Genomic DNA, 16,209 nt, shown 5'->3' with positions numbered 1-16,209 from the left:
CCTCGCGCCTGTCGCGCGTGCTCCGTTTCATCGTTTGCGTGCTCAACTAACGTAGGCAAGCAATGAGGGTTCGGTACGATTCCGTGTATGCGTTGCGTACTGCTACCATACAATTGATCGAGCTCGGTAAATTGGATCAGGCATTGCGCCTGATTCATGATTTTGTCGAGCGTATCATCACGGAGCCCTTGTGTACCTCCGAGGTATTCGGCTCTGAAATCCTTGATGCTTTGTGCCAGCAAATCGGTCAACTTAACCTGGCTAGCTTGGCAGCATCGACGGCGCGTGCTCCGGTCTGCGAGGGGCTGTGTGTTTACATAGTAAGCAAGGTGCAGAAGTCGGGAGGGCATACGCGAGTCATCGAAGATTTCATTCGCGCCCGCCCTGATGCGCGTCATATGATCTGGTCGACTGAGTTGGATGGTCATTCGGATACGGACTATATCACGCAAAATATTTGCAAAAATAATAATGTTTCGTTTGAGCGTGGGCCGAAAGGCGATTATCTGGCGCGTCTGAACTGGTTGCAGCATGGTCTGTTATCTGTGCGCCCACATAAGGTCTATTTGTTCAACCACCATCAAGATAGTGTTGCCGTGGCAGCTATCCAGCCGGCGATGGGGCTTGACGCAGTCTTTTATCACCATGGCGATCACCATTTGTGCCTGGGGGTTTTCTTGCCTAATCTGCAGCATATTGATCCGCATCCGATGGGCTACCACCATTGCCGTTCAGTGCTGGGTATTGATAATGTATATGTGCCGCTCACGGTCGATGACAAGCATGGTATTGCGGAAGACCGCGTATTCCTGCATGCCGGGGGGCTGACCACTTGCACAGCAGCAAAATCTAACAAGGTCGAGATTCCATATTTTGTCAGTTATCTTGATATGGTGCCACGCATCATTCTAGCGGGAGGCGGACGGCACGTGCACATTGGCCGGTTGTCGTGGTGGGCTCTGGCGCGCATACGTCGCGGCTTGAAGCAATATGGTATCGCAGCGGATCGGTTTATCTACTTGCCGTGGGTGGCAAGCGTGTGGCGAACGCTGCAGGAGTATCAGGTGGACCTGTATATTGCGTCGTTTCCCTATGGCGGTGGCCTGACTCTGATCGAGGCCATGGGGGCTGGCATTCCTGTGGCATTGCATAGGCACATCAGTTCAAGAATATTGAGCTGTATTGAACTGGCATACCCGCAGGCTTTTAGCTGGCGTGATCCGGAGGCGTTGCTGAGCTATTGCCGTGGTCTGGATACGGCCACGTTGCAGCAGCAGGCGGCCATGGCGCGCCTGCACTATCAGGTGTTTCATCGGCATCAGGTCTTGCACGATGCCTTGCACGGCATCGCCATCGCACAACCTTTGGCTGCAAGTGCCTGGTCCCCATTCATCGCCGCAATGGATGAGCGAGGTTTCTGGATGGAGAGACAGCTGAGTTTGAAAAGGATGGTCGCGCGTCTGGCATATCGAATGGCCAGGAAACTACGCGCGATATTGCAGCCATAGTTACGCTAGGCCAGCCATGTTGATGCAGTAATAATTTATTAGAAAATAAAATGAATCATAAGAAAGTAAAGCTGGATGACAGAAATGGGATGTGGTTTTTTCTCTATTTTCTCGTGCTTTTATCATTAGGCTGGTTGGTCCGCGATGTGGCAAGTCAGCCGAGCCTGTGGGCGACGATGGCCGAGTTTGTGCATCCGCAGACTGGTACCTCAATGGGCGATCCCAAGAGCTTTGCTATGGGAGCCATGAATTTCTATCAATTTGGCATGATCACCGAACCAAATATGTGGTTGATCCGGTTATGGCCACCAGGCTTCATGTTTCTGGAGGGCATGATTCTGAAGTTATTTGGAGTCAATGCGCCGGTTATTTTCGTGTTGCTGATACTTGCCTCTCTGATGGGGGCCTTTATGCTTTTCATTTTGCGCAAGCATTTGATGCTGCTGGTTAGTCCTGCCATCGCTACGTTGCTGCCGCTACTGCCATTTGCTTTTCCGCTGCCACGCTTCTTTTTGCTGCAGCCGAACGGGTTGATACTTGGCGAAAGCTTTGCAATCATTTTTTTCCTAACGGCGCTGCTGCTGCTGCCACTGGCGTTGCGCCTGCGTTCGATCTGGGTGGCTATCGGTGCCGGTTTGCTGCTGGCTCTTTCGGCTTACTTCCGTTCGCAATTCGAGTTGATCGTGGTTGTGCTGAGCGCCGCCGGCGTGTGTCTGGCAATACTCTTGTGCTGTTTGTTGCTCAAAAAGGAGCAGGCTGCAGAGCATCGCTCACACATTAAATGGATGCTGGCACTCGTCGCGGTGGCCATGATCACCGCCAATCTGAGCATGCTGCCATGGCGCGTAAAAAACTATTTCGATCCCTACCTCGTGAATATGTCATGGGTGCAAACTTCCCAGCTGATTTACATCAATGCGAGCAAGACAAACAAGGAATTGCTAGACGTCGGCGGTGAATGGGTTATCAATGGCGGCGGGAATATCGCGTGCAATGTCGAGCCAAGTTATTGCGGTAATCCGGGCAAGGACGGTTTCTATCAGGCCCTCATCAAGCATCCACGCCAGTGGTTTGGCCGGAAAATTTCCTTACTGGGAGATTACTGGTTTTCCTCGCTTGCCGATTTGGGCGGCGTGATAAGAATCAGTTCTTTCATGGAGAATACAACTAACTTTTTCTATTTGCTGTGCGTACTGGCCACGCTTCCCTTGTTATGGATGGTGCGCCGGCACCGTAACTTCTTGCTCTATGGGTGGATATGCGGCGCGTTTTACTCCTGTTTTGCCGTTGTCTTGTCCCTAGTGCATCTGGAAACAAGGTATTTCTTTGTCATAAAGATTTTCGCGCTGTTTTCTACCATTGGACTCTCATGCCTAGCATGGGGAATGCGCCATCCTGGAGCCGAACTGGAAGACGGTGGCACGGCGCCGACCGGTAATGCCGCCGTGAAATCCGTACCTGCGCCGGATGCTGTTACAGCACACAGCGCCCCGTTGACGGTTGGTGCTGTGGAAGAAAGACCATTGCTCTCAGTGGTTGTCGCCGTGACGCATGACGAGTGTCCGCTCGAAAAATTCTATGCACGCCTCGTCGCTGCGTTGACGCCGCTAAGCAGCAATATTGAGATACTGCTGGTGGATGTCTCAGGCGGGCAACGTTGCTGGCCCATCATCGAACAGTTGGCAGAAGTGGATGCGCGTGTCGTGGGTTTGCAGTTGAGCCATAGTCTGCGGGCATCCTCCGTATACAAGGCTGGTTTCGATTATAGCCGTGGCAACTGGGTCGTACTGATGAGTGGAGACTTGAACGACCGGCCGGAAGACATTCCTCGTCTGTATGCCAAGGCGTGCGAGGGGTATGACATCGTCATAGGCAGGGTTAAGGTACAGCAGGATTCGCTGTTTCTGCGTTGCAAAGCATGGATTGCGCAACAGCTGTTCGGCCATCTGGCGGAAACCGTGCATGCAAACGGCTTTAGCATCATTGCGCGTCAGTCCCTGCACAGATCGGGGCGGCTGATGTGGCAACTGCCCGCTTTGGACAAACAATTGGAAAAAAGGGGAGTTGCGGCTGCCAGCATTGATCTCGGCAAGGCGGGGACGCTGAAACTGACAGCGGGCGATATGGCACAGTCTGCGGGAACGTCAGGTACTGCCATCCCTAAGCCCATGCTGCTCGCTGCTGCTGGTGGCATGTTGACGGCGATTATTGCATTCCTCTGCGGCATCGTGCTGTTATGGCAGATGTTGTTCGATGGTGTGTCGTTTTCGGGGGCGGCCACCCTGATCACTTCCCTGTATTTCCTCGGTGGCCTGGTTATTTCCCTGCTGGGCTTTATCGGAGCTAGCCTGTATGCGCTGAACGACGAGATGAAGCACGTGCCGAAATATAGTGTGTGGCGTAGCACGGAAAATGTGAAGAGCATTTCCATTCAATCTGCTGCGTAGAAATCTGCTTACTGCGCTGTACTGCGCTGCCCTGGTGGCGCAGTTAGAAGACTGAGCGATTACGATGTTGGCTATCTGGAATCGAATGCATATGCATGTAGAATGTCGCCAAATTTCTTGGCATGGTTAGTTATATTTTATTATTTGAAGAATAGTAGGAGTCATTATGAAAGCTGTGATTCTCGCCGGAGGCCTCGGTACCCGGATCAGTGAAGAAACCTCGGTGCGTCCTAAGCCTATGGTAGAAATCGGCGGCAAGCCGATTCTTTGGCACATCATGCAAACCTATTCCGCCCATGGCGTGAATGAATTCGTGATCTGCTGCGGCTACAAGGGTTACGTGATCAAGGAATATTTTGCGAATTACTTTCTGCATATGTCGGATGTGACGTTTGACATGGAACATAACAAGATGGAAGTGCATCAGCGTTATGCGGAACCGTGGAAGGTGACTCTGGTCGACACGGGCGAAGAAACCATGACTGGCGGCCGCCTGAAGCGCGTGGCGGACTATGTGAAGAACGAGGAAGCTTTCTGCCTGACGTACGGCGATGGCGTCAGCGATGTCAATATTAGTGAACTGATCGCTTTCCATAAAGCGCAAAAGGTCAAGGCGACGCTGACGGCCACCGTGCCGCCAGGGCGCTTCGGTGCGCTGGATATCTGCGGCAGCAAGGTCAACAGCTTCATGGAAAAGCCGAAGGGCGATGGCGCGATGATCAATGGCGGTTTCTTCGTGCTGTCACCGTCAGTACTCGACTATATCGAGGGAGACAAGACCCTTTGGGAACGCGAACCGCTTGAGCGCCTGGCCGACGAAGGCAATCTGGCCGCATACCAGCATCATGGTTTCTGGCAGCCGATGGATACCTTGCGCGACAAGATGTATCTGGAAGAATTGTGGCAGTCTGGCGAGGCGCCCTGGAAGGTGAAAAAATGAATGCGGATTTCTGGCGCGGTAAGCGCGTGCTGCTGACGGGCCATACCGGCTTCAAAGGCAGCTGGATGTCGCTCTGGCTGCAATCGATGGGGGCCAACGTGGTGGGCTATGCGCTGGCGCCGCCTACCCAGCCGAGCCTGTTCGAAGAGGCGCGTGTCGCCGAAGGCATGATCAGCGTGATCGGCGATATCCGCGACCTGACTGCCTTGCAGGCAGTATTTGCCGAGCATCGTCCGGAAATCGTGTTCCACATGGCGGCGCAGCCGCTGGTGCGCTATTCCTATGCCGAGCCGGTCGAAACCTATGCCACCAACGTCATGGGAACGGTCAATTTGCTGGAAGCCGTGCGCATGTCGCCAGGCATCAAGGCGGTGGTGAACATCACCACCGACAAGTGTTATGAAAACCGCGAATGGGTCTGGGCTTACCGCGAAAACGAGCCGATGGGCGGCTATGATCCCTACAGCAGCAGCAAGGGATGTGCCGAGCTGGTGACGTCCGCCTACCGCTCCTCGTATTTCAATGCGCTGCAATACGACAAGCATGGCGTTGCGCTGGCGACCGTGCGCGCCGGTAATGTCATCGGTGGCGGTGACTGGGCGCTGGACCGTTTGATTCCCGATATTCTGTCCGCTTTCGAGCAAGGCCGCACTGTCAATATTCGCAATCCGAATTCCGTGCGCCCATGGCAGCACGTGCTGGAACCGTTGCGCGGCTACCTGACGCTGGCCGAACGCCTGTACCAGGATGGTGCCGCATTCGCCGAGGGATGGAACTTCGGTCCGAACGAGGATGATGCCAAGCCGGTCGGCTGGATCGTCGAGAAGATGAGCGCTTTATGGGGCGAAGGCGCGGTGTGGCAAAATGACGGCGGCGAGCATCCGCATGAGGCGACGTATCTGAAGCTGGACATTTCGAAAGTCCGTGCGCGTCTTGGCTGGCAGCCAGCCCTGCGCCTGGAAGCGGCATTGCAAATGATCATTGAATGGTCGAAGCAGCGGCAGGCCGGTGCAGACGTGCGCAGCCTGACCATGGCGCAGATCCAGTCGTACCAGAACATCAATAATTAATAATTATCAATATATAAGCAAGGTTATTATCATGACAGCTCCACAACAAACCAAAGAACAACTCCGCGAACAAATCAGTGCCCTCGTCGCCCAATATGGTGCGCTGGCCAGTGCCCCGCGTCCATTCGAGCCAGGTGTCACCGTTGTTCCCCCCGCCGGCAAAGTTGTGGGTGCTGAAGAAATGCAGATGATGGTCGATGCTTCGCTGGATGCCTGGCTGACCACTGGCCGTTTCAACGATGAGTTCGAGAAGCGCCTGGCAAAGCTGATCGGTGTGGAATTCCTGATCACCGTCAACTCCGGTTCGTCGGCGAACCTGGTGGCGTTCAACACGCTGACCTCGCCAAAACTGGGCGCGCGCGCGATCCAGCCAGGCGACGAAGTCATCGGCGTGGCGGCGGGCTTCCCGACGACCGTCAACCCGATCCTGCAGTTTGGCGCCGTGCCCGTGTTCGTGGACGTCGAACTGGGTACCTACAATATTGATGCCTCCTTGATCGAGGCGGCCATTACGCCGAAGACCAAGGCCATCATGCTGGCGCATACGCTGGGTAATCCGTACAATCTGGAAGTCATTGTCGCGCTGTGCAAGAAGTACAAGCTGTGGCTGATCGAGGATTGCTGCGATGCCCTCGGTTCGACCTATAACGGCCAGATGGTCGGCACCTTCGGCGACATTGGCACCATGAGTTTCTATCCTGCCCATCACATCACCATGGGTGAGGGCGGCGCCGTGTTCATGAACGATCCCGACCTCAAGACGATCGCCGAATCGTTCCGCGACTGGGGGCGCGACTGCTACTGCGCGCCGGGCAAGGACAATACCTGCGGCCAGCGTTTCTGCTGCAAGCTGGGCACCCTGCCGGAAGGCTACGATCACAAGTACACCTATTCGCACCTGGGCTACAACCTCAAGATTACCGACATGCAGGCAGCCTGTGGCGTGGCGCAGCTCGACCGCGCGGCTGGCTTCGTTCAGGCACGCAAGGATAACTTTGCTTACCTGAAGGACCGCCTGCAATCCTGTGCGGAATTCATGATCTTGCCTGAGGCGACTGAGAACTCGGATCCATCGTGGTTTGGTTTCCCTTTGACCTTGAAGCCGGAAGCGAACGTCAGCCGTGTCGACTTGCTGACCTACCTGGACCAGCACAAGATCGGTACCCGCCTGCTGTTCGCCGGTAACCTGACGCGCCAGCCGTACATGATCGGCCGTAATTTCCGCGTGTCGGGCGAGCTGACCAATACCGACCGTGTCATGCACGATACGTTCTGGATCGGCGTGTTCCCTGGCCTGACGCGTGAAATGCTGGATTTCACGGTTGGTAAATTGGAAGAATTCTTCGGTGTAAATTTCTAATCGGATATGACAATGTCCCCTCCCAAATCTTTTGATGCCAGAGTCCTGCGCAAGACGGTGCTGGACATGGCCCATGCTGGTGCCACGGTGCATATCGGCTGTGCTTTTTCCATCGTTGATATTCTCGCAGTGTTGTACCGGGATTTCCTGCGTTATCCGGGGAATAATCCGCGCTCTCCAGGACGTGATTACCTTGTGCTTAGCAAGGGACACGGTGTAATGGCGCAATATGCCTGTATGCGCGAACTGGGTTGGTTGGAAGAGTCCGCTTTTACCGGCTATTTTGCCGATGGCAGTGAATTGAAAGGTCTGTCCGATTCGCGCATTGCCGGACTGGAAGTGACATCGGGCTCGCTGGGCCATGGTTTTTCCGTGGGTGTGGGCTTGGCGATGGGGGCCAAGTTACGCGCCACGGATCAAAAGGTTTATGCCTTGGTTGGTGACGGGGAATTGAACGAAGGACCGATTTGGGAAGGGGCCATGTTCGCCGCGCATCATGAGTTGAAAAACTTTATGTTGATCATCGATGAAAACGGTTTTCAAGCGATGGGCACGACGGAAGAAGTACTCAAGCTAGGCTCACTGGATGCAAAATTTAAAAGTTTCGGTTTTGAAACATTAACAATAGACGGCCACGACGAGAAGGCAATTGCAGAGGCTGTTGCCCAACTCTGGGCAAGTGCTTCGCCTGCGCCAAAGGCGCTTATTGCGAAAACAGTCAAAGGCAAGGGTGTACCGTTTATGGAACATAATAATATGTGGCACTACACGCGGCTCAATGCAGAAACTCACGCAGCCGCCGTTGCTGCCGTAACGGGAGTGGCAGAATGAGGGCCGCTTTTTCAGAGGCGCTTGTACGTATTGCGAAGGCCGACCCGAATGTCTTGTTGCTGACGGGCGATCATGGCTATGCCTTGTTTGATGATTTTCGCAAGGCGTGTCCGGCTCAGTACATTAATGCGGGCATTGCAGAGCAAAATATGGTTGGCATGGCAGCCGGCCTGGCCCGCGCCGGTTTCAGGCCCTTTGTGTATGGCTTGAGCGCCTTCATTCCGGTGCGCGTGGTCGAGCAGATCAAGCTGGATGTTGCGCACGATCAGCTACCGGTTATTTTTATCGGTGATGGAGCCGGTTTTGTGTACAGTCATCTGGGTACCAGCCATCAGTCGACCGAGGATGTCGCGTGTACGCGTGCTATTCCCGACCTAGCTGTGTACTCGCCAGCAGATCGCTTCGAAGTTTCTTTATGCATGGATAACGCTTACGAATCCAAGCTGCCTGTGTATTTGCGCATGGGGAAATCCGACCGTGGCGACGTGCATGCTCATGCCGTGCAAGCGAAAGTGGGCGCACTGCTGCCCGTACGCCCTGGTTGCTCGGACAATGTCGCGTTTATCGCTACCGGTGCCTTGTTGCGTACCGCAACCGATATCGCGGCTGCGTCTTATCCTGATGCGGCGGTTTGGAGTGCCCCATTCATCAAGCCGATTGATACCGAGCAGGTCACCGAAATCTGCCGTCGCTACAGCACGGTGATCGTGCTGGAAGAACATTCGGTCCTGGGTGGTTTGGGGTCGGTAATTGCGGAAATCTCCGCAGAGCTGGCACCTGTGCGCGTACTGCGTATTGGCGTCAATGATCGCTTTTCGCACCATTGCGGTACCTATGAGTATTTGTTGAAAGAGCATGGCTTGGATCGTGCATCGATTGAACAACGTATTCATGCCTATCTTGCTGCGGATTAAGTAATGAAAATTGCGATTCTAGGAGCAACGAGCCAGATTGCACAGGATTTGGTTCGCTCCTTTGCCGAACACAGCGATGATGAACTGGTGTTGTATGCACGGCGACCGGATGTCGTACTGCAGTGGCTTGCTGCGGTCGGCCTCCCGCGGCGCTATGCCGTTGCCGATTTTTCCGCATTCAATACCGATTTACATTTTGATGCGCTGCTTAATTTTGTTGGCGTAGGAAATCCTGCACAGGCGGCAGCCATGGGGGCGTCCATTCTTGACGTTACGCAAACCTATGACCAACTGGCACTCGCTTATGTACGCAAGCATTCCACGTGCAGGTATCTCTTTCTGAGCAGCGGGGCAGCATATGGTGATGTGTTCGCTCAGCCAGCAGACGACGACGTGATGGCACGCGTACCGATCAATCATCTGCAACCGCAGGATTGGTATGGCATGGCCAAGTTGTACGCAGAATGTTGCCATCGTGCCCAGCCATCGTTGCCTATTATTGATATCCGGGTATTCAATTACTTCAGCCGGACGCAGGATATGTCGGCGAGGTTCCTGATTAGCGACATGCTGCGCGCGATTCGTGATCGCAGTGTATTGCTGACCAAGTCAGATTATATGGTGCGCGACTACCTGCATCCAGCCGACTTTTATCGGTTGGTACAGGCTTTGCTCAGCGGACCGTTGACGAATGACGCCGTCGATTGCTATACGCTGGCACCGGTTGACAAGTCTCAATTGCTGACAGCGTTACATGAGGCCTTCGGCTTGCGTTACGAGGTGACGCAGGCGGCATTCAGTATCAATGCGACGGGTAGCAAGGCGCATTATTATTCGCGTAACAGACGAGCGGCACAGTTTGCTTATCAGCCACAGCTGACCTCATTGGAAGGCGTGCTCATGGAGATGCGCGCGGCGCTGGATATGTCCGGGGGCGTGGCGTGAGCTCTGGCGTCGTGAAATGGCGCGACCCCAAAGTAGTGCGCTTCCTGGTGACGGGGGTACTCAACACACTTTTTGGCTATGCAGTTTTCTCCGGGCTGTTATGGTTATCGGTGCAATATCTGGTTGCGCTGATGCTGGCGACCATTGCCGGCGTGATTTTTAATTATTTCAGCTTTGGACGTCTGGTCTTTCAAACAGAAGTTCAATGGCGCATATTTGCCAAGTTTGTCGCTGCGTACGCTATTATTTACGCCATCAATGCGGCGCTGCTCTCCGCGTTGACAAAGTATTGCTCGCTGAGTCCATATGTAGGGCAGATTATTTGTATTCCGGTTAGTGTTGGATTGAGCTGGCTGTTAATGAATCATTGGGTTTATAAAAAGGATTGATGGAATGTCGGAAAAGAAGATGATCAGTATTGTCACTCCTTGTTATAACGAGGAAGAGAATATTGATGAGCTATACCAGCGCATTGCGGCAGTTATGGCAACTTTGCCGTACGATTACGAGCATATTTGCATTGATAATGCATCGACCGATGGTACTGTTAAACGCATCAAGGAATTGGCTGCACAAGATAAGCGCGTCAAGTTGATTGTCAATGCGCGTAATTTCGGACATATCAAGTCTCCATATTATGCGATTCAACAGTCCAATGGAGATGCTTGTGTGTTGATTGCATCAGATCTGCAAGATCCGCCGGAAATGATTCTTGAGTTTGTGAAAAAGTGGGAAGAGGGTTTCAAGACGGTGTTGGCAGTGAAACCGGAGAGCGAAGAATCCTCCGTTATGTTCTTTTTACGTAAATCCTATTACCGCCTGATCACGAAAATTTCGGAAGTGGCACTGGTCCAGAATGCGACTGGAGCAGGTTTGTTCGATCGTGCTGTCATCGATATCCTGCGAACTATCGATGATCCCTATCCTTATTTTCGGGGCTTGTTGTGCGAGATTGGGTTTCCCATCGCTACGGTACCCTTCAAGCAACCGCGGCGTCAGCGCGGTGTGACAAAGAACAACTTCTATACCCTGTATGACATCGGCATGCTGGGGATTACCAACCATTCCAAGGTACCGCTGCGCCTGATGGCAATGAGCGGGTTCTTTCTCGCATTTCTGAGCTTGCTGGTGGCATTCATGTTCTTTGTCGCCAAGCTGCTGTTCTGGGATTCTTTCCAGCTGGGGACTGCGCCCATCCTGATCGGCATTTTCTTCTTTGGCGCCATCCAGGCTTTCTTCATTGGCGTGCTGGGGGAATATATTGGCTCCATCCATACGCAGGTGCGCAAGATGCCGCTGGTGGTGGAACTGGAGCGCGTGAACTTCTAGCGTCCTGTACCCGTCATCCTGGCAGCGCGGTGTGCGCCAGGGCGGCGCAGGTCATGCTTCACCCTCTCCTCTTGAAGGGCATCCGGCACGCCGCTCAGCGTGCCGGATGCCTTTTCCTAGCGTAGTTGATATCGGGGATTCTCCACCACCTTGATCTCCCCCTGCGCTTCCGCAAGCTGATTTTTTTTACTCCAGATCAAGTCCTCAATCCCGCACTGTGGCGCATATTCCTGCACCGCCAGCAGCAGCAGGGCGCGGAGTTCTTCGTAATTGAAGTCCGTACAGGCGCGTTGCATGTTGCTGAGGATAGTGCGCAGTTCGGACCACGGGATTTCCGCCTCTTGCGCGCGCATGATCAGCGGGTGTTCCGTGCCTTCCACGTTGTTGCCAATCAGTAATTCCTCATACAGTTTTTCACCCGAGCGCAAGCCGACATGCTCGATCTCGATGCCATCCGGCGCCGTTTTGCTGCGTACTTCCAGGCCGCTCAGATGGATCATGCGGATGGCCAGGTCCATGATCTTGACCGGGTCACCCATGTCGAGCACGAAGACGTCGCCGCCTTCTCCCATGGCGCCGGCCTGCAGCACTAGCTGCGCCGCTTCGGGGATGGTCATGAAATAGCGCGTGATTTCGGGGTGGGTCAGAGTGATCGGGCCGCCCGCTTCGATTTGCTTGCGGAACAGGGGCACGACGGAACCCGACGAGCCCAGTACGTTGCCAAAGCGCACCATGCAAAAACGCGTGTTGGTCTGTTCGCGCGCAAACGCCTGCAGGATCAGCTCGGCCAGGCGCTTGGTGGTGCCCATCACGTTGGTGGGGCGTACCGCCTTGTCCGTGGAGATCAGCACGAAGTTCCTGACGCCCGCCGCCATGGCCGCCTGAGCAATGCTGAGCGTGCCGAAGACATTGTTGCGCACTCCGTCAATGGGATTGAATTCCACCAACGGCACGTGTTTATAGGCCGCGGCGTGGTATAGGGTTTCGACCTGGAAGGTGGCCAGGATGCCTTTGCATTTTTCCGTGTCGAGCACACTGCCGAGGAATGGCAGCAGTTCGACATCCGAGTCTTGGAGCAGCTTGATGTCCTTGAGTTCCTGTTTGATCGAATACAGGGCAAACTCGGACATTTCCAGCAGAATCAGGCGTGCTGGTCGCAGCTTGATAATCTGGCGACACAATTCGGAACCAATGGAACCGCCGGCACCCGTCACCATCACGCTTTTTCCCGTAATGCAGCGGGCGATCAGGGCCGGGTCCGGCGTGACCTTGTCGCGTCCCAGCAAATCGTCGATTTCGATGTCGCGCACGTCCTGCATGCGCAACTCGCCGTTGAGCAAACTTTCCACCGGTGGCGCCACTTTGACCTTGACCTTGTGGTTTTCAACGATGTGCAGGATATGCTTCTGCTTGCCCTTGTTGAGCGATGGCATAGCGAGGAAAATCTCGGTGATCCTGTTTTTCTCGATGACTTGCTGTAGATCCGTGGCCGCATACACCTTGATGCCGGAAATGGTGGCACCATGTAACTCCTTCATGTCGTCGATAAACGCCACCGGCAAGTATTCCTGGCCCGCCCGCAGGGCATTCGCCAGCTGGCTGCCGGCCTTGCCGGCGCCATAAATGGCCACACGCACGACATCTGCTTCCTTGTTGGCATTGAGCAACATACCCCTGGCCAGGAAGCGGCTGGTCACTACATAGGTGATGGCGCTGACCCAGTAAATGCCGAAGACACCGCGCGAATAGCCTTGCATATGCGTGGCAAATGCCGTCATTGCCACTAGCAGCGCGACGGACAGAGTCACGCCGAGAATGACGACATAGACGATCTTCTGGTCGATGAAGCGGATGACGGCACGGTACAGTCCAAGGCGGATGAAGATCGGGATCGAGACCAGCGGCGTGGCGATAATCAGCCACAGGTATTGCGTGAGCAACTCCCGGTTGAGGAGATCGTAGCGCAAGGCGATCGCCAGGAAAAACGTTAGCGGCAAGAAGAACAGATCCAGCGTAGCGGCCAGCAGTTTCTTGTGCAGTCGGGAAAAGCCGAGGAATATTTTCATGTGTGGGGCGAATAATTGCTCAATGAATGACAGCTTGATGCGTTAGCGCGCCGCTCAGATGGCCCGGTATTGTCGCTGCATATTAATGGGTAATGCCATCGCGGCGCACGACCTTCAGAAAGGTAAGTACGATAATCTTGATATCGAAGGGTAGCGATTGCCGCTGCAGGTATTCCACGTCGAGTTTGACCTTTTCCGGAATCGGCAATTCATCACGGCCATTGACTTGCGCCCAACCCGTCAAGCCCGGCGGCAGTTTTTCGACGCCATATTGCGTGCGCAAGGCGATCAGATCGTCCTGGTTGAACAGCGCCGGACGGGGACCGACAAAGCTCATGTCGCCGCGGATGATGCTCCATAGCTGCGGCAGTTCGTCGAGGCTGCTCTTGCGCAAGAAGTTGCCGACTGGCGTCAAGTGCGAATGGGCGTCGGCGAGCAGGTGCGTGGCCACGGCCGGCGTACCTACCCGCATGCTGCGAAACTTGGGCATCTTGAAAATCGTGTTGTTCTTTCCTATGCGGTCGGACCAGTACAGGGCAGGTCCTGGCGAGGTAAGCCGGACCAATAGCGCAACGAGCACGACGGGGATGAACAGGATCAAGGAGGCCAGCAATCCCAGCATGAGATCAAACGCACGTTTCACGTACAGTTCCTTTCGCAGCTTTTTGTAAACCTTGATCCAGTGTCAAGGGAGGTGTCCAGTCCAGCAAACGGCGCGTCTTGTCGATATCGACCTGTAACGACCCGCACAGGCGCTGCGCGACAGCACGCTTGCCGAGCAGGCTTGCGCCGAATGTCAGGCAGGCGGCGGGCACTGGGATCAGGCGCGCGGGGCGGCCCATGGCACGGCCCATGCGCTGCAGTAATTCCGTGGTGGAGGGATCTTGCCCATCGGATACCAGAAAAGTCTGGCCGGCTGCTTGCGGGTGACGCACGCAGGTGACGATCAAGTCCACCAGGTTGTCGAGTGCCACCAGGCTGCGCCGGTTATGAATTGCGCCCAGGGGCAGGGGAATGCCGCGCGCCAGCCACTGCATCATGGCGGCGAAGTTGGCTTTGACACCCTTGCCGTAGACCAATGGCGGACGAACGATTACCACTTGCATGCCGCTCTGGCTTTCCAGATCGCGCAGACCTTGCTCGGCCTCCATTTTCGACACGCCATAGGCATCGACCGGCGCGGGGGCATCATCAGCCGTGAATGGCTTGTTCTTTGCCGTCATTTCGCCATTGACCTTGATGGAGCTGATAAATACAAAGCGCCTGACTCCTGCTGCGGCCGCTTGCTCGGCTAATGCCAGCGTCCCTTGCACGTTGACCCGGCGGAATTCTTCGAGAGGGTTTGCAGCGCTGTCATCCATGACGTGGACGCGCGCGGCACAATGCACGAGCGCGCTTACGCCTGTCAGGGCGGCGCGCCAGTCCGTGTTCTGGGCCAGCGCACCGACCACTATCTTGTCAATGCCGGGCGGAATGTGCGAACCGGCGCTGCGTACCGCGGCACGCACGGGTATGACGCCATCCTCAGCCAGCCTGGCCAGGACGGCGGAACCCACGAAGCCGGTACCACCGGTTACCAAAATCATCTTTTACCTTTGTTGAATAGCACCTGCATGGCGTATTGGCGGCATTGCCAAGCGCTCGGTGTGAAGTGTCAGGAGCGCATTTCTCCACCAATGATTTTTTGATAGTATTTTCTCATTTGAACCCGAACTGTGTCCGTTTCAACATCACGGGTAACGGTGCCTCCGGCAATGCACACCTGGGCGGGGCACCCCGCATCGCTTGGGGCCCAGGGCCATCACGCTTTGTTCCAGCGGGCAATCATTGACGACGATAAAGACCTTGCCATGCGCGAGTATCGCCGAGTTTAGCTTTTTTGATAGCAATGCGGGCAAGATACCTCATACACATATTCCGGCGCCAGCTGCTGGCGCGGCGTGACGACGGCGCGGCACACAAAACATTGCACGGTTTCCGTCGGTTCCAGTTTCGGGTTCAGGGCCGTGCGGTAGTCGAACACGAAGCAGTCGCCCGTGTAGTGCTCGCCACCCACTTCTTCAAAATATTTCAGGATGCCGCCGTCGAGCTGGTACACGCTGTCGTAGCCGATTTCCTTCATGTGGATGGCGGCCTTTTCGCAGCGGATGCCGCCCGTGCAGAAGGTGACGACGGTCTTGCCTTCCAGTTCGTCCTTGTGGGCGGCGGCGACGGCCGGAAATTCCGTGAACTTGTCGATGCGGTAATCGAGCGTGTTGTTGAACGTGCCCACGTCCACTTCAAACGCGTTGCGCGTTTCCATCATGACCACGGGTTTGCCCGCATCGTCGACGCCGGCATCTAACCAGCGCTTGAGCGTGTGCGCGTCGACGGACGGGGCGCGGCCCAGTTCCGGCTTGATCAGCGGCATGCGCATGGTGATGATTTCCTTTTTCAGCTTAACCAGCATGCGCTTGTGTGACTGCTCAGCTGATATGCTTTCCTTCCACTCCAAATCCGTGAGACGCGCGTCGCTGCGGACCCAAGTGAGGAAGGTGTCAATATTTTCCCGTGTCCCGGAAAGAAACATATTGATGCCCTCCGGGGTCAGCAAGATCGTACCTTTGAGGCTCAGCGCCAGCGTCTGTTGCTGGTATATGGAGCGCATGGCTTCGGTATCATCCAGAGTGATGAATTTATATGCGGCAATATTGATATAACTGTCAGTGAAATTTTTGCTTTGAGTCAAGCTTAAATCGGTGTTCGTTTGCATGATATTCATCCAGATAATCTACTAGGCACCATTATAAATAAACTCCC

14 protein-coding genes are annotated in these 16,209 nt (G+C 54.8%); 10 read left to right on the top strand and 4 right to left on the bottom strand.

Features of this window, described 5'->3' with window-relative positions:
• Positions 1-113: 113 nt before the first annotated feature.
• From AC1Q6X_RS17495 to AC1Q6X_RS17450, 10 genes are all read left to right on the top strand, one after another.
• Positions 114-1,508 (top strand): glycosyltransferase family 4 protein, encoded by a 1,395-nt coding sequence (locus tag AC1Q6X_RS17495; protein ID WP_230502306.1) that lies wholly within the window; start codon positions 114-116, stop codon positions 1,506-1,508.
• 50 nt (positions 1,509-1,558) lie between these two features.
• A complete protein-coding gene (locus tag AC1Q6X_RS17490; RefSeq protein WP_230502308.1) occupies positions 1,559-3,955 on the top strand; it encodes a glycosyltransferase in 2,397 nt (798 codons plus the stop codon).
• Positions 3,956-4,121: 166 nt separating this feature from the next.
• Complete coding sequence (rfbF, locus tag AC1Q6X_RS17485) at positions 4,122-4,895, top strand: glucose-1-phosphate cytidylyltransferase (protein ID WP_230502310.1); 774 nt, start codon at positions 4,122-4,124, stop codon at positions 4,893-4,895.
• A complete protein-coding gene (gene rfbG / locus AC1Q6X_RS17480; protein ID WP_230502312.1) occupies positions 4,892-5,965 on the top strand; it encodes a CDP-glucose 4,6-dehydratase in 1,074 nt (357 codons plus the stop codon). Before rfbF ends, rfbG begins: the two co-directional genes overlap by 4 nt.
• 31 nt (positions 5,966-5,996) lie before the next feature.
• Positions 5,997-7,325 (top strand): lipopolysaccharide biosynthesis protein RfbH, encoded by a 1,329-nt coding sequence (gene rfbH / locus AC1Q6X_RS17475; protein WP_152250489.1) that lies wholly within the window; start codon positions 5,997-5,999, stop codon positions 7,323-7,325.
• A gap of 12 nt (positions 7,326-7,337) precedes the next feature.
• On the top strand, positions 7,338-8,156 hold the full coding sequence (locus tag AC1Q6X_RS17470) for a transketolase (protein WP_230502313.1): 819 nt from the start codon (positions 7,338-7,340) through the stop codon (positions 8,154-8,156).
• Complete coding sequence (locus tag AC1Q6X_RS17465) at positions 8,153-9,070, top strand: transketolase family protein (protein ID WP_230502316.1); 918 nt, start codon at positions 8,153-8,155, stop codon at positions 9,068-9,070. The genes AC1Q6X_RS17470 and AC1Q6X_RS17465 overlap by 4 nt, the downstream gene beginning before the upstream one ends.
• 3 nt (positions 9,071-9,073) lie before the next feature.
• Positions 9,074-10,015 (top strand): NAD-dependent epimerase/dehydratase family protein, encoded by a 942-nt coding sequence (locus AC1Q6X_RS17460; RefSeq protein ID WP_492497930.1) that lies wholly within the window; start codon positions 9,074-9,076, stop codon positions 10,013-10,015.
• Complete coding sequence (locus tag AC1Q6X_RS17455; RefSeq protein ID WP_230502320.1) at positions 10,012-10,404, top strand: GtrA family protein; 393 nt, start codon at positions 10,012-10,014, stop codon at positions 10,402-10,404. The genes AC1Q6X_RS17460 and AC1Q6X_RS17455 overlap by 4 nt, the downstream gene beginning before the upstream one ends.
• A 19-nt stretch (positions 10,405-10,423) precedes the next feature.
• Positions 10,424-11,344, top strand: coding sequence for a glycosyltransferase family 2 protein (locus AC1Q6X_RS17450; protein WP_492497929.1), 921 nt, complete (start codon positions 10,424-10,426; stop codon positions 11,342-11,344).
• 116 nt (positions 11,345-11,460) lie between these two features.
• Here AC1Q6X_RS17450 and AC1Q6X_RS17445 read toward each other — a convergent pair whose 3' ends face one another.
• The 4 genes from AC1Q6X_RS17445 to AC1Q6X_RS17430 all read right to left on the bottom strand — a co-directional run bounded on the left by AC1Q6X_RS17445 (position 11,461) and on the right by AC1Q6X_RS17430 (position 16,162).
• Complete coding sequence (locus AC1Q6X_RS17445; RefSeq protein ID WP_230502324.1) at positions 11,461-13,410, bottom strand: polysaccharide biosynthesis protein; 1,950 nt, start codon at positions 13,408-13,410, stop codon at positions 11,461-11,463.
• An 82-nt stretch (positions 13,411-13,492) separates the two neighbouring features.
• Positions 13,493-14,053: a sugar transferase gene (locus tag AC1Q6X_RS17440; protein ID WP_492497928.1), complete on the bottom strand. Its 561-nt coding sequence runs from the start codon at positions 14,051-14,053 to the stop codon at positions 13,493-13,495.
• Positions 14,037-14,996 (bottom strand): UDP-glucose 4-epimerase family protein, encoded by a 960-nt coding sequence (locus tag AC1Q6X_RS17435; RefSeq protein WP_230502328.1) that lies wholly within the window; start codon positions 14,994-14,996, stop codon positions 14,037-14,039. Before AC1Q6X_RS17435 ends, AC1Q6X_RS17440 begins: the two co-directional genes overlap by 17 nt.
• Positions 14,997-15,280: 284 nt before the next feature.
• Positions 15,281-16,162 carry a sulfurtransferase gene (locus tag AC1Q6X_RS17430; protein WP_230502330.1) on the bottom strand — a complete coding sequence of 294 codons (882 nt, stop codon included), beginning with the start codon at positions 16,160-16,162 and terminating at the stop codon, positions 15,281-15,283.
• Positions 16,163-16,209: the final 47 nt, after the last annotated feature.

The organism is Janthinobacterium sp. GW823-FHT06H09, assembly GCF_058794735.1.
This window is presented reverse-complemented; position numbering and strand designations above follow the sequence as displayed.